15 protein-coding genes are annotated in these 18,381 nt (G+C 67.0%); 11 read left to right on the forward strand and 4 right to left on the reverse strand.

Annotated features, from left to right (window positions below):
• Nucleotides 1-214: 214 nt before the first annotated feature.
• The 9 genes from fdnG to ACR4XJ_RS04810 all read left to right on the forward strand — a co-directional run bounded on the left by fdnG (nt 215) and on the right by ACR4XJ_RS04810 (nt 12,240).
• The gene (gene fdnG, locus ACR4XJ_RS04770; RefSeq protein WP_434754125.1) at nt 215-3,247 is read left to right on the forward strand and encodes a formate dehydrogenase-N subunit alpha; all 3,033 of its coding nucleotides are present in this window, start codon (nt 215-217) and stop codon (nt 3,245-3,247) included.
• Nucleotides 3,248-3,325: 78 nt separating this feature from the next.
• Nucleotides 3,326-4,051, forward strand: coding sequence for a 4Fe-4S dicluster domain-containing protein (locus tag ACR4XJ_RS04775; RefSeq protein ID WP_434754126.1), 726 nt, complete (start codon nt 3,326-3,328; stop codon nt 4,049-4,051).
• Between the two features lie 79 nt (nt 4,052-4,130).
• Nucleotides 4,131-5,114, forward strand: a complete 984-nt coding sequence (locus ACR4XJ_RS04780) for a formate dehydrogenase accessory protein FdhE (RefSeq protein WP_434754127.1) — start codon at nt 4,131-4,133, stop codon at nt 5,112-5,114.
• Nucleotides 5,115-5,481: 367 nt separating this feature from the next.
• A complete protein-coding gene (locus ACR4XJ_RS04785; RefSeq protein WP_434754128.1) occupies nt 5,482-6,615 on the forward strand; it encodes a DUF362 domain-containing protein in 1,134 nt (377 codons plus the stop codon).
• Between the two features lie 366 nt (nt 6,616-6,981).
• A complete protein-coding gene (locus tag ACR4XJ_RS04790; protein WP_434754129.1) occupies nt 6,982-8,034 on the forward strand; it encodes an ABC transporter ATP-binding protein in 1,053 nt (350 codons plus the stop codon).
• 95 nt (nt 8,035-8,129) lie between these two features.
• Nucleotides 8,130-9,425: an ABC transporter substrate-binding protein gene (locus ACR4XJ_RS04795; protein ID WP_434754130.1), complete on the forward strand. Its 1,296-nt coding sequence runs from the start codon at nt 8,130-8,132 to the stop codon at nt 9,423-9,425.
• Between the two features lie 224 nt (nt 9,426-9,649).
• Nucleotides 9,650-10,513, forward strand: coding sequence for a carbohydrate ABC transporter permease (locus ACR4XJ_RS04800; protein ID WP_434754317.1), 864 nt, complete (start codon nt 9,650-9,652; stop codon nt 10,511-10,513).
• Nucleotides 10,510-11,343 carry a carbohydrate ABC transporter permease gene (locus tag ACR4XJ_RS04805; protein ID WP_434754131.1) on the forward strand — a complete coding sequence of 278 codons (834 nt, stop codon included), beginning with the start codon at nt 10,510-10,512 and terminating at the stop codon, nt 11,341-11,343. Before ACR4XJ_RS04800 ends, ACR4XJ_RS04805 begins: the two co-directional genes overlap by 4 nt.
• A gap of 27 nt (nt 11,344-11,370) precedes the next feature.
• Complete coding sequence (locus tag ACR4XJ_RS04810; RefSeq protein WP_434754132.1) at nt 11,371-12,240, forward strand: hypothetical protein; 870 nt, start codon at nt 11,371-11,373, stop codon at nt 12,238-12,240.
• 118 nt (nt 12,241-12,358) lie between these two features.
• Here ACR4XJ_RS04810 and ACR4XJ_RS04815 read toward each other — a convergent pair whose 3' ends face one another.
• The gene (locus tag ACR4XJ_RS04815; protein ID WP_434754133.1) at nt 12,359-13,576 is read right to left on the reverse strand and encodes an ExeA family protein; all 1,218 of its coding nucleotides are present in this window, start codon (nt 13,574-13,576) and stop codon (nt 12,359-12,361) included.
• A 16-nt stretch (nt 13,577-13,592) separates the two neighbouring features.
• Nucleotides 13,593-14,333 (reverse strand): OmpA family protein, encoded by a 741-nt coding sequence (locus tag ACR4XJ_RS04820; RefSeq protein WP_434754134.1) that lies wholly within the window; start codon nt 14,331-14,333, stop codon nt 13,593-13,595.
• Nucleotides 14,334-14,557: 224 nt separating this feature from the next.
• Between ACR4XJ_RS04820 and ACR4XJ_RS04825 the strand changes: the two genes are divergently transcribed.
• Complete coding sequence (locus tag ACR4XJ_RS04825) at nt 14,558-15,649, forward strand: glycosyltransferase family 4 protein (RefSeq protein ID WP_434754135.1); 1,092 nt, start codon at nt 14,558-14,560, stop codon at nt 15,647-15,649.
• Nucleotides 15,642-16,958, forward strand: coding sequence for a hypothetical protein (locus ACR4XJ_RS04830; RefSeq protein ID WP_434754136.1), 1,317 nt, complete (start codon nt 15,642-15,644; stop codon nt 16,956-16,958). The genes ACR4XJ_RS04825 and ACR4XJ_RS04830 overlap by 8 nt, the downstream gene beginning before the upstream one ends.
• Here ACR4XJ_RS04830 and ACR4XJ_RS04835 read toward each other — a convergent pair.
• Nucleotides 16,955-17,929, reverse strand: a complete 975-nt coding sequence (locus ACR4XJ_RS04835) for a glycosyltransferase family 2 protein (protein WP_434754137.1) — start codon at nt 17,927-17,929, stop codon at nt 16,955-16,957. The two genes, ACR4XJ_RS04830 and ACR4XJ_RS04835, sit on opposite strands and share 4 nt — an antisense overlap.
• Nucleotides 17,910-18,335, reverse strand: coding sequence for a hypothetical protein (locus ACR4XJ_RS04840; protein WP_434754138.1), 426 nt, complete (start codon nt 18,333-18,335; stop codon nt 17,910-17,912). The genes ACR4XJ_RS04835 and ACR4XJ_RS04840 overlap by 20 nt, the downstream gene beginning before the upstream one ends.
• Nucleotides 18,336-18,381 lie beyond the last annotated feature (46 nt).

Consider the following 18,381-nt stretch of genomic DNA (forward strand, 5'->3'; position numbering starts at 1 on the left):
TGACGACAGCACATTGTGCGGCATACCAATGGCCCCACCACCCCCAAACAGGATTGCCCGACGCGCACGAAACGGCACGCCGCACACGATACGGACAGCGCACTTGTTGCGCCGCCACGCGGCGCCCCGGTCCGGCGCAACACCTTGCCGAGCGGCATGTCCCACGGGGGCGCATCGCGCGTACCGACCGCGCATCCACAACAAGGAGGCTGCCATGGGACTGTCACGCAGAGGATTCCTGAAACTGACCAGCGCCGGGGCCGCGGGGCTCGCACTGGGGCGGTTCGGGATCGACCTTGGGCCTATCTCGGCCCACGCCGCCGGGCTGAAGATCGAGGGGGCCAAGGAGTACATCTCCATCTGTCCCTTCTGTTCCTGCGGGTGCAACACGCTGGTCCACGTCAAGGACGGCAGGATCATCAACGTTGAAGGCGACCCGGACTACCCCGTCAGCGGCGGCGGGCTGTGCGCCAAGGGCTCTGCCCTGCGCTCGCTGCACGTGAGCGAAAACCGCCTGTCCAGGCCCCTGTACCGCGCCCCCGGCAGCGACAAGTGGGAGGAAAAGGACTGGGACTGGATGCTCGACCGCATCGCCCGCAAGGTGAAGGACCAGCGCGACAAGGACTTCCGCCAGAAGAACGAGGCCGGGCAGGTGGTGAACCGGCTGGAATCCGTCTTCCACCTCGGTTCCTCGCAGGTTTCCAACGAAGAAGCCGCCGTGCTGCACCAGATGATCCGGGGCCTCGGCATCGTGCACTTCGACCATCAGGCCCGGGTGTGCCACAGCTCCACCGTGCCCGCGCTGGCCGAATCGTTCGGTCGCGGCGCCATGACCAACCACTACAACGACATCCAGAACGCCGATGCCGTGCTGATCATGGGCAGCAACTGCGCCGAGCACCACCCCATGACCTTCAAGTGGGTGATCAAGGCCAAGGAAAAGGGCGCCGTGGTCATGCACGTGGACCCCAAGTTCTCGCGCACCTCGGCCCGCAGCGACTTCCACGTGCCGATCCGATCAGGCACGGACATCGCCTTCCTGGGCGGCATGGTGAAATACATCCTCGAAAACAAGCAGTATTTCGAGGAATACATGATGGAGTACACCAACGCCGCGTTCATCGTGGGCGAAAAGTACGCCTTCACCGACGGGCTGTTCTCCGGCTTCGACCCCAAGGCCCGCAAGTACGACAAGGCCGCCTGGGCCTTCGAGAAGGACGAGGCGGGCCTGCCGAAGCGCGACCCCACCCTGGCCCACCCCCGCTGCGTGCTGAACCTGCTGAAGAAGCACTACGAGCGCTACACCATGGAGCGCGTCTCGTCCGTGACCGGCGTTTCGCAGGCGGACATCAAGCGGGTGTATGATGCCTTCACCGCCACGGGCCGCCCGGACAAGGCGGGCACCATCATCTACGCGCTGGGCTGGACGCAGCACACCGTGGGCGTGCAGAACATCCGCCTTTCGGCCATGGTGCAGCTGCTGCTGGGCAACATCGGCATCGCCGGGGGCGGCATCAACGCCCTGCGCGGCGAACCCAACGTGCAGGGCACCACGGACCACGCCCTGCTCTACGGGTACCTGCCCGGCTACCACAACATGTTCACGGCCAACTACCCCACCCTTGCCGACTACCTGAAGGCCAGCACCCCGGTCAGCAAGGACCCCAAGAGCGTCAACTGGTGGGGCAACCGGCCCAAGTACGTGGTCAGCCTGCTGAAGGGCTGGTACGGCGACAACGCCACGCCCGAAAACGAGTTCGGGTACCAGTTGCTGCCCAAGCTGGACGCGGACATGGACTGCTCGCACCTGTTCATCTTCGACCGCATGTACAAGGGCGGCATCAAGGGCGGGTTCATCTTCGGGCACAACCCGGCCCAAAGTTTCCCGAACATCCACAAGGTGCGGAAAGCGCTGGACAACCTGGACTGGCTGGTCATGGCCGAGGTGTTCCACAACGAGACCACGGACAACTGGCGCAGGCCCGGCATCGACCCCAGTAAGGTGAAGACCGAGATGTTCCTGCTGCCCTCGGCCTACCGCGCCGAGAAGGAAGGCACCATCTCCAACAGCGGCCGCTGGCACATGTGGCACTACAAGGCCGTGGAACCCCACGGGCAGAGCCGCAACATGGGCGAGATGTGCACGGCCATCATGAGCCGGGTGCGCGCCCTGTACGCCAAGGAGGGCGGCGCGCTGCCGGAAGCCCTGCTGCACATGGACTACCCGGAAACCTTCGACGCCGACGCCGTGGCCCGCAAGTGCAACGGCTGGTTCACCCGCGACGTGAAGATCGGCGACAAGGAATACAAGAAGGGCCAGCAGGTGCCCGGCTTCGCCAACCTGCGCGACGACGGCTCCACCGTCAGCCTGTGCTGGGTGTACTGCGGCGGCTATACCGACGAAGGCAACCTGGCCAAGCGGCGCGACCTGACCCAGACCCCCATGCAGGCCAAGATCGGCATGTACCCCGGCTTTGCCTGGGCCTGGCCCATGAACCGGCGGGTGCTGTACAACCGCGCCTCGGTGAACCCGCAGGGCAAGCCATACAACCCCGACCGCGTGGTCATCGAATGGCAGGACGGCAAGTGGGTGGGCGACGTGCCCGACGGCGGCGCACCGCCCATGGCCATGGAAAAAGGCACCTATCCCTTCATCATGACCATCGAAGGCCGCTCGCAGTTGTACGGGCCGGGCCGCGAGGACGGCCCCTTCCCCGAACATTACGAACCCGCCGAAACGCCGCTGAAGGTCAACCCCTTCTCGAAGCAGATGAGCAACCCCTGCATGAAGGTGGCCACCAGCGACATGGACAGGCTGGCCGCCAACGGCGACCCCAAGTACCCCATCGTGCTGACCACCTACAGCCTGACCGAGCACTGGTGCTCCGGCTCCGAAACGCGCAACGCCCCGCCCCTGCTGGAGGCGGAGCCGCAGCAGTACATCGAGATGAGCCATGAACTGGCCAAGGAAAAGGGCATCAAGAACGGCGACGTGGTGGACGTGGAAAGCATACGCGGGGTGGTGCAGGCGGTGGCCATGGTCACCATCCGCATCCGGCCCTTCAAGGTGGAGGGCAAGACCGTGCATCTCGTGGGCATGCCCTTCTGCTTCGGCTGGACCAAGCCCAAGTGCGGGGATTCCGTGAACAGGCTCACCCCCTCGGTGGGCGACCCCAACACCACCATTCCCGAGTTCAAGGCCAGCCTCGTCAACCTGCGCAAGGCCGCCAAGGTCACCGAACTGTAGCCGTCCCGCCCGGCATGCGGCGGGGCAGGCGTCCCGTCGCAGCCGAAGGCTGACGGCGCAAAGCCAAGGAGAACCGAAATGCCCAAGGCGTTTCTGATAGATACCACGCGGTGCACGGCCTGCCGGGGCTGCCAGGTGGCCTGCAAGGAATGGAAGAACCTGCCCCCGGTGCCCACCAAACAGACCGGCACCCACCAGAACCCGCCGGACCTGAACCCGTACAACTTCAAGCTGGTGCGCTTCAGCGAGCACATGGTGAACGGCGCCGTGCAGTGGTACTTCTTCCCGGACCAGTGCAGGCACTGCCTGGATGCGCCGTGCATGCTGGTGGCCTCGAACCCGGAGGCGATCATCCAGGACGCGGACACCGGAGCCATCATCTACAACGAACTGACGGCCAAGGAGAACTTCGAGGACATCCGGGATGCCTGTCCGTACGACATCCCCCGCAAGGACCCGGCCACCGGGCGCATCGTCAAGTGCGACATGTGCATCGACCGCGTGCGCGCCAACATGCTGCCCATGTGCGTGAAAAGCTGCGCCATGGGGGCCATGAACTTCGGTGACCGCGCGGCCATGCTGCAACTGGCCGAAGAACGCCTGGCCGCGGTGAAGAAGACCTTCCCGGCGGCGCAACTGCTGAACGTGAAGGACGTGGCGGTGATCTTCCTGGTGGCCGACGACCCCAAGAAGTACCACTCCCACGCCGTGGCCGAAGCCGCGCCCCGACAGATGAGCCGCCAGCAGTTCATGGCCCGGCTGGCCGCCCCGCTGCGCGGGCTGGCCGACTCCGCCAACAGCTGACGACGACACACCCCGTGCGGCTGCCCACTGCGGGCGGCCGCACGGGGCCATCCGCACCGCATTTGCAAGGGAGCCACGCATGCACGCCGCCACGCCGGATACGCCCGCAGCAACCACAGCCGCCACGCCCATGCCCGGAGGGAACACCATTTCCGACGAAACGTCCGCCATCGACCCGACGCAGAATGCCTGCCTCCGCTTGCGTGAAGACGCCGCGCGTCTGGCGCGCGAGGTGCCCCCGCTGCGCCCCCTGCTGGACGCCTTCGCCCCCCTGCTGGAAGCACGCGCCAGACTGCGCGATGCCGCCCCCGGCTGGGCGGGACCATTGCCGTGCCCGGCGCCCGGAGCATCGACCAAGGGCATTCCCCTGCTGTCGGGCTGCGGCTTTCAGGACGTGTCGGAACACCTGCCAGCCGCCCTGGAGCTGTTGCTGCCGGTGCTGAACGGGGCATTCCCGGCCCTTGCACCTGAACTCGCGGCCTTGCGGCGGGCCCTCGACATCGGCGGCATCGACGTTGTGGCACTGGTGGCCAGCGCCGGCGGATGCATCGCTCCCCCGCCCCCCGGCGTCTCCGCCGAGGTGCTGTCCTTCGTGGCGGTCGAGGCCGTGCGACCGTTCATCGAACGCCAGGCCCGTGACCTTGCGCCAGTCCTGCGCGCCATGCCTTGGGCGCGCCCGGTGTGCCCGACATGCGGAGGAACGCCCAACTTCTCGCGCCTGCAACGCGAACGGGACGACAGCGAATTCATCACCGGGCATGGCGGCGTGCGATTCCTGCACTGCGCCACCTGCGCCACCGAATGGCGCTACAAGCGGGTGTCCTGCCCCGGCTGCGGCAACGAAGAGCCGGAGCGGCTGGGCCTGCTGGCGGCGCAGGAAAGGCCCTTCGAACGGGCCGACACCTGCGATGCCTGCAAACGGTACATCCTGTGCCTGGACGCCACGGAATTCATCAACCTGCCCGATCCGTCCGTCTCGGCACTGGCCATGCTGCCGCTGGAACTGCAAGCCCGCCAGACCGGATACCTGCCGCTGGTGCCCCAGCCGTGGAGCGCCGGATAACCCCAACGCGCCGCACAACCCCATCTTCACGTCCCCGGCGGGCAGTCCCGCGCCCGCCCCCCTGCCTTTCGTCCGCCCTCCTTCCCTCGCAGCCCCCGCCCCCCGGCGGGGGCTGCCGTTTCCGGCATTGCATGGGGCCGAAAGCACGCCCCATCACCGGACAATCGATGATTTTCCCTTCTCCCGGCAGGATCAGGCAAAAGAATGCGAGGAACGGGCCTCCCCATTTTTCCCCCCGCCGCCTATGCTGCCGCCGTTGGCACCCTGCCGCGCGCCCGGCGCGGCGCCGGAGGCGGCGGGCATTTTCCTGTCACCCGCCCCCGCGCCCCCGCTCCCCTCGCTTCCCAAAGACAAGAGAGGTACGCCCATGTCCGTTCCCGTCTATCTGGCGAAACTCGCAGTAAAGAATCCCTCGGACAACCGCCTGGCCAAGATCCGGCGCCTGTGCGAGGCCATGGGCCTGCCCGACCGGGTGCGCCCCCTGGGCGCCACGGGCGAGGACGAGGTGGTGGCCATCAAGATGCACTTCGGCGAAACAGGCAACGACACCTACGTGCATCCCACCTTCGCCCGGCAGGTGGTGGACTGTGTGAAGGCGGCGGGGGGCCGCCCGTTCCTCACCGACACCTGCACCCTGTACAAGTCCACCCGGCACAACGCCGTGGACCACCTGGAAACCGCCTACCGCCACGGCTTCACCCCCTACGTGGTGGATGCGCCGGTGATCATCGCCGACGGCGTGACCAGCCGCTGCTACGAGGAGGTTCCCGTGAACCTCAAGCACTTCGCCTCGGTCAAGATCGCCCAGGCCTTCCGGTCCATCAGCGCCATGGTGGTCATCTCGCACTTCAAGGGGCACGCCTTCGGCGGCTTCGGCGGGGCCATCAAGAACCTGGCCATGGGCTGCGCGCCGCAGCTCGGCAAGATCGACCAGCACGGCCGCAGCGTGGTCATCTACCCCGGCTGCATCGGTTGCGGGCAGTGCGTGAAGGCCTGCCCGCGCGACGCGCTGACGCTGAAGAAAGCCAAGAAGGGGCGCAAGGCGGTCATCGACGCGGAACGCTGCATCGGCTGCTACGAATGCGTCAGCGTGTGCAACCAGGGGGCCATCGGCGTGGGGCTGCCCACGGAATACGCGGACTTCGCCGAGCGCATGGCCGAATACGCCTACGGCGCGGTGCTGGGGAAGCAGGACCGCATCTGCTACCTGAACTTCCTGATGAACATCACCCCTCAGTGCGACTGCGCGGGCTGGTCCGACCCGGCCATCGTGCCCGACATCGGCATCCTGGCCTCCACCGACCCGGTGGCCATCGACCAGGCCTGCCACGACCTGGTCAAGGACGCGCCCAACCTGGTGCCCATGGAAGGCCACGCCATGCACAGTTGCGGCTACGACAAGTTCGCCGCCCTGCGCCCGCACACGCGCGGCTGGCATCAGGTGGAGTACGCCGCCTCCATCGGCATGGGCAGCCTGGACTACGAACTGGTCACCCTGTAAGGTCCATACGGACTGGCCATGCAGAAAGCGCTCCCGGAATCCGTGGATTCCGGGGGCCTTTCCGTTTCTTTCCGGGGGGACCGCAACCGGCGTTGCCCCTGCGACCAGCCCGCAATGGATTGGCGTGCCCGCGCGCCAACGTCACCAGGATGCCGCGCCATCGTCACCCCGCCGGACCGCATGACTGTTTAATCATACAACTACGAGATATTGACGCGAAACTGCAAATGTGTGCAACATATCCTGCCCATAACAGTGCCGTTTTCCGGCCGCTCACGCGGTTGTGCGTAACGGCCACCATATTCCCGGCGCCCGCCGCGCCGGCCCGCTTCGTGCTCACTCAACCCCAAGCGACAGGGGGTCGCATTGTCCGCCATTCAACTTCTGAACGTCAGCAGGCACTGGGGCGACGTCCGCGCCGTTGACGACGTCTCCTTCGAGGTGGAACAGGGCACCATGCTGGTGCTGCTGGGGCCTTCGGGCTGCGGCAAGTCCACCACCCTGCGGCTCATCGCGGGCCTGGAATCCGTCACCTCGGGCCGCATCATGATCGGCGAGCGCGACGTCACCAACCTGCCCCCGGCCCAGCGCCAGCTGGCCATGGTCTTCCAGTCCTACGCGCTGTTCCCGCACCTGACGGTGCGCGAGAACATCCTGTTCGGGCTCACCGTGCGCAGGGTGCCGGAGGCCGAGCGCGAAAAACGCCTGGCCCGCGCCGTGGACATCCTGGGCCTTGGCGCCCTGCTGCAACGCAAGCCGGGCGAGCTTTCCGGCGGGCAGCAGCAGCGCGTGGCCCTGGGCCGCGCCCTGGTGGCCGAGGCCGCCGTGTGCCTGATGGACGAGCCGCTCTCCAACCTGGACGCCAAGCTACGCCACGAGATGCGGCGGGAGATCCGCGCGCTGCAACAGACCCTGGGCATGACCATGGTCTACGTCACCCACGACCAGACCGAGGCCATGAGCATGGCCGACCGCATCATCCTGATGCAGGGCGGGCGCATCGTGCAGAACGCCACCCCCTCCGAACTGTATTCCCGCCCCGCCACCACCTTCGCGGGCAATTTCATCGGCACCCCGCCCATGAACCTGGTGCGCCTGGACGACCAGCGCGGCAGCGTGTGCGTGGCGGGCAGCCGTTCCGGCAGGGTGAGCGTGGTGGACAGCCCGGACTATATCCTGGGCATCCGGCCGGAGCACGTCCGCATCGCGCCCGAAGGGTGGCGCGCCGTGGTGGAAAGCGTGGAATACCTGGGTTCCAGCTCGGTGCTGGGCTGCCGCGTGGGGGGCGAGGAGCTTTCCGTGGTGGTGGACGGCGTGCCGACCATCGCCGTGGGGGCCGAGATCTACCTGCACTGCCCGGACGAGCACATCCACGTCTTCGACGCGCAAACCGGCGAACGGCGCGGCACCTGCCAATGACACGGGTCCGCGACACGACGGACACGATTTCCCCGCACGGGCGGGCCACGATCCTCGACCATCATCCCCAACGCAACATCGCAGGAGGCATCACAATGGCCGGATTCAGGAAAGCGTGCACCTTGATGGCGGCGGCCCTGCTGTCGCTGACGCTGCTGGCGGGCACCGCACTGGCGGAAAAGGTGAACCTCACCTTCTACTTCCCGGTTGCCGTCGGCGGGTCCATCACCAAGATCGTGGAGGGCATGACCGACCAGTTCATGAAGGAACACCCCGACATCAAGATCACCCCGGTGTACGCCGGCATCTACCGCGAAACCCTCACCAAGGCCCTCACCGCCCTGCGCGGGGGCGAGCCGCCGCACATCGCGGTGCTGCTGTCCACCGACATGTACACCCTCATCGACGAGGACGCGGTGGTGCCCTACGACGACATCCTGAAGCCCGAGGAAATGGGCTTCGTCAAGGCGTACTTCCCCGGCTTCATGCGCAACAGCCAGACCGGCGGCAAGACCTGGGGCATTCCCTTCCAGCGCTCCACCATCGTGATGTACTGGAACAAGGAAGCCTTCAAGGCCGCCGGGCTGGACCCCGAAAAGGGCCCCGCCAACTGGAACGAACTGGTGGAAATGGGCAAGAAGCTGACCGTGCGCGACGCTTCCGGCAAGGTCACCCAGTGGGGCGTGGCCATTCCCTCCACCGGGTACGCCTACTGGATGTTCCAGGCCCTGGCCATCCAGAACGGCGTGGAACTGATGAACGCCGAAGGCACCAGGACCGACTTCGACAACCCCAAGGCCGTCGAGGCCCTGCAATTCCTGGTGGACCTGGCCTACAAGCACGAGGTGTCCCCCAAGGGCACCATCGACTGGGCCACCACCCCGCGCGACTTCTTCGAGCGCAAGACCGCCATCATGTGGACCACCACCGGCAACCTGACCAACGTGCGCACCAACGCGCCCTTCCCCTTCGGCGTGGGCATGCTGCCCGCCAGCGCGCGCCCCGGCTCGCCCACGGGCGGCGGCAACTTCTACATCTTCAAGAAGGCCACCCCCGCCGAACGCAAGGCGGCCGTCACCTTCGTGCAGTGGATGACCAGCGCGGAACGCGCCGCCCAGTGGGGCATCGACACCGGCTACGTGGCCGTACGCCCCGACGCCTGGGAAACCCCGGCCATGAAGGACTACGTGGCCACGTTCCCCGTGGCGGCCGTGGCCCGCGACCAGCTGGCCCACGCCGTGCCGGAACTGTCCACCCACGACAACCAGCGCGTGACCAAGGCGCTGGACGACGCCATCCAGGCCGCCGTGACCGGCTCCAAAAAGCCCGCCGACGCCCTGAAGGACGCCCAGAAGGAAGCGGAACGCATCCTGCGCCGCTACGGCAAGTAGGGGCGCACGCCGCGCCTGCCCCCCTGCTGCCCGACGGGCAGGCCGACTGACCGAAAGCCCCGGCCGGGACGGAGCCGCGTGTTCCGCCCCGGCCGGGGACATGGACCGCCACCCGGCCGTTCACCCTGCCGCGCGCCGTCCATCCTGCCCTCACAGTCCATTCCGCCCTCACTGTCTATTCCGGAGGTCCATCCGTGTTCCCAGCCTTCCGCAGCCCCGCCACCATGCGGAACATCCACGCCTGGCTCCTGCTACTGCCGGCCCTGGCGTTCATCGCCGCGTTCACCCACCTTCCGGCGGTGAACACCTTCATCCACAGCTTCTTCCTGGACGGCCGGGGCGGCGCGCCCGCGGAGTTCGTGGGGCTGGAACACTACCAGTACCTGCTGGAGGACGAGGTGTTCCGCAAGGCGCTGGTGAACAACCTGCTGTTCGCCTGCGGCACCATTCCGCTGTCCATCGGCCTGGCCATGACCATGGCCTTCCTGGTCAACGCCGGGCTGGCCGGGCAGTCGGTGCTGCGGCTGTGCTACTTCGTGCCCACGGTGCTGCCCATGATCGCGGTGGCCAACATCTGGCTGTTCTTCTACACGCCGGAATACGGCCTGCTGGAACAGATTCGCGGGGCGCTGGGCATGACCGGGGTGAACTGGCTGGGCAGCGAGTCCACGGCGCTGCCGTGCGTCATCGCCGTGGCGGTGTGGAAGGACGCGGGCTTCTTCATGATCTTCTACCTGGCGGCGTTGCAGCAGATACCCCCTTCGCTGGCCGAGGCGGCCATGCTGGAGGGGGCGTCGCGCCTGTACTACTACCGCCGGGTGGTCATACCGCTCCTGATGCCCACCACCCTGTTCGTGCTGGTAAACGCCACCATCAACGCCTTCCGCATGGTGGACCACCTGTTCGTGCTCACCCAGGGCGGCCCCAACAACGCCAGTTCGCTGCTGCTCTACTACATCTACGAAGTCAGCTTCAAATTCTGGGATACCGGCTACGGGGCAACGCTGACCATGGTGCTGCTCGGCTTCCTGGCCCTGGCCTCCATCGGCCAGTTCGGCTTTCTCGAACGCAAGGTGCACTACAGATGAGCCAGACCAACATCTACGACAGCCGGGGCCTGGCCCGCGTGCTGGACACCGCCGCCGCGTGGACCCTGGCCCTGCTGTGGGCGCTGCCGCTGCTGTACGCCGTGTGGACGGCCTTTCACCCTTCGGAATTTTCCACCCGGTTCAGCCTTACCGCGCCGCTGACGCTGGATAATTTCCGCATGGCGTGGAACGCGGCCCCCTTCGCCCGCTACCTGGTCAACACCGTGCTGCTGGTGACCATGGTGCTGGCCGGGCAACTGGTGCTGTGCACGCTGGCGGCCTACGCCTTCGCCAAGTACGACTTCCCCGGCAAGGGCATCCTGTTCGCGCTGGTGCTCATGCAGCTCATGATCATGCCCGACGTGCTGGTGGTGGAGAACTACCGCACCATGTCGGCCATCGGGGTGCTGGATTCCACGCTGGCCATCGGCCTGCCGTACATGGCGTCGGCCTTCGGCATCTTTCTGCTGCGCCAGACCTTCAAGAGCATCCCGAAGGAACTGGACGAGGCCGCCGCCGTGGAAGGGGCCAGCACCCTGCAAATCCTCTGGAAGGTGTACGTGCCGCTGGGCAAGCCGGTGTACCTGGCCTACGCGCTGGTTTCCATCAGCTACCACTGGAACAACTTCCTGTGGCCGCTCATCGTCACCAACACCACCAATTCCCGGCCGCTCACCGTGGGCCTGCAGGTGTTCTCGTCCACCGAACAGGGGGTGGACTGGTCGATCATCACGGCGGCCACCCTGATGACCTCCGGCCCGCTGCTGATCGGCTTTCTGCTGTTCCAGCGGCAGTTCGTGCAGTCGTTCATGCGGGCGGGCATCAAGTAGGACCGGAAACAAGAGATCGGGACAGCCATGCCGCACCTAGAAATCATTCCGCCGCACCAACTGTCCCGGCTGGCCCGCCATCAGGGAGAACCCGCCCTGGCCGCCATCCGCCGCGAATTCGTGCCCGCCGTGACCAACCCGGTGTGGCGCGGCCTGGTGGAAGAGTTCATGGAACTGGAAGAACCGCTGACGCCCTATGCCCACCCCCGGCATGAGGCGTGGCGCTTTGCCGCGTCGCCCGGATCGGGCGCGCACCACGGGCACATTGGCGGGCTGGCCCTGCACGTGTTGCAGGACCTGCGCAACGCCCGCGCCCTGGGCGACGCGCACGAGGCGCGCGGCCTGCCGCTGGACCGCAGCCTGCTCTACGCCGCCATCCTGCTGCACGACTGCCTGAAGCGCTTCGTGTACGCCTTCGACGCGAACTACACCCTGCACAAGTCCGAGGACCCGTTCATCGCCCGCAACGAGGACCACCACTCGTGGGTGCTGCGCGAACTGGCCGCGCGCGGGGCGGACGAAGAGATCATACTCGCCACCGCCGCCATGCACGGGCTGGACGACGTGAGCCTTGCCGAGGGCGTGAAGCCGCTGGCCGTGGTCAACCATTACCTGGACATCGGCCTGACCGGCCTCACCATGCGGGCCGAGGACGTGCGGGCCGAGCACGCCATCGGCTTCCTGGCCGACTCGGACTGGCCCTGGAGCGGCCGCGCCCAGCAGCGCACCCGCGAACTGGCCGGGGCCATGGCCCCGCACTGCGGCGTGCCCGCCGGGTACATGCACCTGTATCTTGGCTCGCGCTTCAGCTTCGAGCACGTCGACGGACTGCTGTTGCAAATGGGCAGGGAACTGGCCATGGCGCGGCTGCTGGAGAGCATGGAAACGGAGCGGTAGGAAAAGGCGGCCTTGTCCCAAAGCGGCCTCCACGCAAGGCAGGAACATGAAAAACGCGATGTCGCGCCAGCATCGCGTTGCAAAACGAAACCCTCGGCCACGCTCCCCTTCCGGCCGGTCAGAACATCCGCGCGAGAGCGGACAGGATGTCGCCGGGCCAGGGCCAGTCGCCCCGCAGGGAATGGTAATACAGCGCGCTGAGAAGCAGCATGACCAGCGCGAACAGAAAGCCGGTCACGGCAGGCTGTCTCTGGCGGTCTTGGAGGAGAAGGGGACGAAGGCTGGCTTCCGTGGGCGGGCCGGGGCGTGGGGCCGGTTCGGCCGATGCGGCCGTTTCGACCGGCTCAGCCGATGCGGCCGGTGCACGAGTGTGGGCGGCGGCGGCAGGGGCGCCAGTGGATGCGGCGAGGGGCGCGTCGACGGGGGGAGTGACGACGACACAGGGTTGCGCCGGGACGGACCATACCCTGGATGTGGAGCGGGTGAACACTTCCGGCGAACCGTTGCGGCTGAGGTAGGCGCGGGTGCTCTGGCCAAGCCCCAGGTCCCTGGCGGCCTCGTGCAGGTCTTGCGGCTTCACGCGTCGCCCCGCGCGCCCGGCTGCATGGGAAAGCGCCCTGTCGCAAAGGTTGTTCACGACACGGGGCGTCCCGTGCGCGGCTTCTGCCGTCATTTCCAGGGCCTGCGGGGTGAAAAGGTCCGGCGGGCCTCCGGCGGCCGTGATCCGGTGCGTCACGTACCCGGCCACCTGCTCGGGGGTCATGGGCGCAAGTTTCAGCCAGGCGGCCACCCGCTGCGCAAGCGCGACCCTGTCGGGAGCTTCCAGCAAGCCGGGCAGTTCTTCCTGCCCGACGAGAAATATCTGCAACAGCTTGCCCGTTGCGTCTTCAAGGTTGCACAGGATGCGCACGCCTTCGAGAAAATCCGGCGTGGCGAGGTGCGCCTCGTCGATGAGCAGCAGCGCCTTGCGTCCCTTGGCCCGCAGGTCGGCGCAACGTTCGCGCACGGCGTGCAGCAGCGCGGCGGAACCTGCCCCGGAGGAAAGCGCCCCCCCGGTTTCCCGTGCCACGTAAGCGAACAGTTCCATGCTTTCCGCCGGAGGCATGAGCAGCCAGGCGCGCACGTCCTGCGGGCCAAGGTCGGAAACGAGCATGTGCGTGAGCGTGGTCTTGCCTGCGCCTATGGGCCCGGAAATGACCATCAGCCCCCTGCCCAGGGCGACCGATTCGCGCATGAAGGCCAGTGTTCGTGCGTACTGGCCGGATTCGAAGAAAAAATCGGCGTTGGGCACGTTTTCGAACGGACGGCGATCAAGACCGAAGTGAGCCAGATACATACGCGACCTCGCCTCGTCATTGCGCAAGCATGATGTCCACGCGGCGGTTCAGCGCCCGCTGGCGCTCCCCGTCATTGGGGGCTATGGGGCGGCTTTCCCCCAGCCCCGAGACCAGGATGCGGTCCGCCGGCACGCCCATGTCCGCCAGCCGGGCCGCCACGATGCGCGCCCGGTAGACGGACAACTCCTGGTTGTTCCGGAAATTGGTCTGCCCCCTCGGGTCGATGGTGCGGCTGTCGGTGTGGCCCTGCACCAGCACCTGACCATGGGACCGCCGGATGGCGGGCAGGCTGGCCTCGATCAGCGGAAAACAGGCGGGGTCGAGCCCTTCTTCCTCGGTCAGCGAGATGCATTCGCCGCCGATACGGACGAGAAGCAGCGGTTCGGGGGCCGTGCTCGCGGAAAGGGACGCCGGAGCGTCGGAAGCGCGCGGCCCGTCCGGCATGGCGGGGGCGGCGAGCGCCGCTGCCTCCGCCGGTGGATCGGCGGCGGGCCGGTTGCCGCCGGAATCCGGCACGGCTTCCGCCATCGGGGCGGCGGATGCGCCCCCGGCGCGAGAGGGGGAGGCATCTCCGGGCGGAGCGGGGAGAACGGCAGGCCGGGCGTCCGTTGCGGGTGGGGCCGGTCTGGCCTCGATCCGGGCGGGCGGCGAATCGGCCGGTTGCACGTGCGCGGCCAGAAAGACCGCCACGGCGCACGTTGCCATCAAGATGGCGGCTCCGTGCAGGAATCCGGATGTGAGTCCGCTTCTGGTCATGGGCAGGGCTCCTGCCGGTTTGCGGTGACGCCCGCCTGCGCCAAGGCAGGGACGGGGTCATGCGCATGGCCGTTGTTGCCGGACATTCTGCGTGAAAGATATCCGGCATGCAATGAGTATCGGCTTGAGCCCGCCAGTTCTCTTGACGCCGGTGCGGCAGGCTGTGGTATTTTATCCGGCACGAGGCAATATCCTCTCTCATCCTTGCAATGCGGGGTGCCGCCATGTCTTCCCGCCTGTCTGTATTGGCCCTGACGGTCCGGCCCGAGGAGGCTCCCGATACAAGATACAGGATTCTCCAGTATGTCGAGCCCTTGCGGGCAGAAGGCATCGACGTCCTTCACCGCAGCCTGCTCTCCCCCCGGACATGGCGGGCTCAGGTGGACGGCGGCGACGCCGTCCGTCTGGCGGCCGGGTTCGCTGCGGGCTACGCGCGGCGGCTGCGGGATATCCTGGCGCTTGCCCGCTCGTGCGATGTGGTGTGGATAGGGCGCGAACTCTGCCCGCTTGGCCCGCCGCTGCTGGAACGCCTGCTGTTTTCCGTAAATCCCCGCGTGGTGCTGGATATCGACGATGCCGTCTTTCTGCATGACGGGACATGCAAGGGCATCCTGCACCATCGGGGACGCGATTTCGGAAAGTTTTTCCGGCTTGCGCCCCGCTATTCCGCCGTGGTGTGCGGGAACCGGTTCCTGTCCGGCCACTTTTCCGCGTACACCCCGAACGTCTTCGTCATCCCCACCGTGGTGCCCATGTCCCGTTTCGGGCCGCTGGCCCCGCAACCCGCGCCGCGCCCCAGGATAGGCTGGATAGGCACGCCCTACAGCGGAGCGCATCTGGAGTTGCTTGCCGAAGCCATGCCCGTGCTTGCGCGCCGCCATGATTTCGAGTTGCGCGTCGTCGGCCTTGGCCGCCCGCTGGCATGGCCGGGGGTGCGCGTCGTGGATGTGGCGTGGTCGTTGCGGGAGGAACTGGATTTCTTCCGCACCTTCGACATCGGCGTCATGCCGCTGCGTGATTCCCCCTTCTCCAGGGGCAAATGCGCCTTCAAGCTCATCCAGTACATGGCCGCGGGGCTGCCGGTGGTGGCATCGCCGGTGGGCGCGAACCTGGACGTGGTCATCGATGAAAAGAACGGGTTCTTCGCCGACTCGGCCAGGGAATGGACCGACCGCCTGGACCGCCTGCTGTCCGACGCGGAACTGCGGCGAAGCATGGGAGAAAACGCCCGGGAGACCGTGCGCGCGGCCTTCAGCCTGGAAGCGCATGTTCCCGGTTACGCCGGAATACTTCGGAGGGCACACCGCCATGCCTGACCTCGCCCGCCTGTTCCGTGTCCTGTGCTTCGTCCTGCTGCTGCCTGCCTGCGCGCACGCGGCGCAGGAACAGGTCCCGCCATTCCATTTCGGCGTCAACGGCGACAACTGGAAGGGCGAGATACGCCGTCCCGGCTACGCCGCCGCGCTGAAGGCGCTGGGTGTCGACTTCGTGGTCTGGCACGTTTCGCCGGAAGAAATGGAACAACCCGGACGGCTGGACGAACTGGTGCGCTTCTTCCGGTCCAACGGGCTGCGCTACCTGTTCAACACCGAGCTGGTGAACTATGTGCCCGGCGTTCCCTTCTTCCGGAATCCGGACGGCACCTACCGCTGGGACATCAAGCCCGCGATCATGGAAAGGCTGCGCGCCGACCCGCTGTTCATGGGGCAGGTCTACGACGAGCCGATGCTGATGCAGTCCTTGAACGGCGCAACGGTCAACGGCCGCACCGTGCCGCCATACTTCGTCGATTCACGCGGAATGTCGCCGCTTGCCGCCTACGAGGCCGTTGTCGGCAAAATACGCGAACTGTCTGCCTACCAGGCCGGATACGGCAAGCTGGCGGTGTTCGAAATGGTGTTTCCGGACTACGCCCACGCGGCAGCCCGGGGAGGGGCCATCCTTGCCCCGAAGTTCCTGAAGGAGACCAGCAACGACCTGATGTACTTCGTTTACGCAGGGGCGGCCCGGCAGTACCGCCAGGAATTGCTGTTCGCCTGCGTGGACCTGTGGTTTCTCGACAAGTTTCCCGAAAACGGAACATGGAGTCCGGGCCACCATACCCCTCGGGAACTGCGCGAAGCGCTGGAGTACGCCTACAGGATGGGCGTCGATTACGCATATGTGGAACACGTGAAGGCGCTGGCGAACACGGAAACCGGCGAACTTACGGAGTACGGCCGGGCCGTGCGCGACTTCAACGCCGGAAAGGCCAGGCTGGCGCGCGTATCGTGGCGGGACTGGACGCCGGAGCTGGTGGTCCGCCGTTTTCCCGACGGCTACTGGGGGCAGGAGTACTCCACGTTCATTCCGGACCATCCTTACGGCTCGTGGCAGCCCAAGCCCGCATGGATGCGGAATGCCGCCGGGCAGTGGCTGAGGCTGCTTTCCCGCCTGAGCGCGGGAGCGTTGCCGGTTGACGCCAACAACTGGAACGCGCTGAAAAGCCCCGCCTTCGCGGGGCGGCCGTACAAGGGGATGGTGGGGTTGCCGCCCATGCTGGTGCTGGACCATACGGCTCCGCTGCCTGCCGCGGCGGAGGGCGGGCCCGAGGTCGTGGACCTTGCCGCGGACATGCCCCGCTAAGGATGGGGAGGCCATTTCCCGCGCGCCACGCGGATGAAGCCCCTGGCCTTGGCGGCGCGCGCGGGGTTGGGCTCCGCGATGTCGAGGGCGAGAAGCGCCGCCGCCTTGGCCAGCGCTTCGCACCTGTTCAGCAGGCGGATGCCTGCCCGCCCCCACGGCCCGGCGTGCTTGTCGAAATAGCGGGTGCGGCTTTCACGCAGGATGGCGGTGGTGAACTCCAGCGCCCCCGCGCTTTCGCAGGACGCCCCGCCCGCGTGCCGCACCCTGGCGGCGGGCTCGAACCACACCTGCCCGCCTGATTGCAGCACCCGGCGACAGTAGTCCACTTCTTCGAAATAGATGTAGAACCGCTCGTCGAAGCCGCCCCTTTGCCTGTAATCGTCGGCCCGCACGGCAAAGCATGCCCCGATGACCTGGTCCACGGGCCGGGCCGTGGCGTGATCGAAATGCAGCATGCGGTATCCGCCCACAAGACGGTCCAGCCCCGTGGCGTCGAGAAAGATGCGCCAGAGCGTGGGCAGCCTGCGGCATGTGGGCACGACGCTTCCGTCCGGGGCCAGTATCTGCGGACCCGCGACCGCTATGTCCGCATGCCCGTCCAGCCGGGCCGCCAGCGCGTCCAGGGCGCCCGGCAGGACGCATGCGTCCGGGTTCAGGAAGACCAGGATGCGCCCGCCCGCCACGGATGCGCCGAGGTTGCAGCCCCGGGCGAAGCCGGGGTTGTCGGGCCTGCGGATCGTCAGCACGCGCCGCAGCGGATGGGCGCGCGCGTATTCCCGAAGCGCCTCCCATGTGCCCTCGTCCGGAGAATTGTCCACCACCACGGCCTCGCAACGCCCCGTCGCGGCGGAATCCGCGAACAGCGAATCGAGGCACGCGGCGATGGCGTCTTCGCTGCGGTAGGCCACGATCACCACGCTGTACGCGGGGGCGGGCCGGTGTCCGGCCGTGCTAGCGGATTCCTGGTGCAAACCTGATCTCCTGCAGGGGTTCGGACATCTCGCGCGCGAGTTCCTCGTCGTAGGACCCCGTCTCGAACTTCCACGGACGCCCGGAGGCGCTGCCGGACAGCGCCCTGATGGGCATGAGCATGCCCGCCAGATGGCTGCCGCCGTCCTTCAGGTCGAGCCGGATGACGTAGCTCACCATGCCCGCGCGCTGACTGGCCACGCCTTGGAACCTTACCGCGCGCACCTGGCGGAAGTCGAAGGAGACGTACTTCCGCTGTTCCCCCAGCATCATGACGAAGCGCTCCTGCCCGACGAAGTCGTTCCGGTAGTGCACGCGCAGGTTGGTGACGTAGACGGGGCGCGGCGAGTTCCGGAAGGTGATCCAGGCGTCCATGGCCGCCGCATCGCCCACGGCGGCCATTGCCATGGCGACGCCCAGCATCAGGAGGGCGGCGAGCCGCGCGAGATGGGTC

The sequence above is a fragment of the Nitratidesulfovibrio sp. D1 genome (assembly GCF_051133415.1).
Classification (GTDB): domain Bacteria; phylum Desulfobacterota; class Desulfovibrionia; order Desulfovibrionales; family Desulfovibrionaceae; genus Cupidesulfovibrio.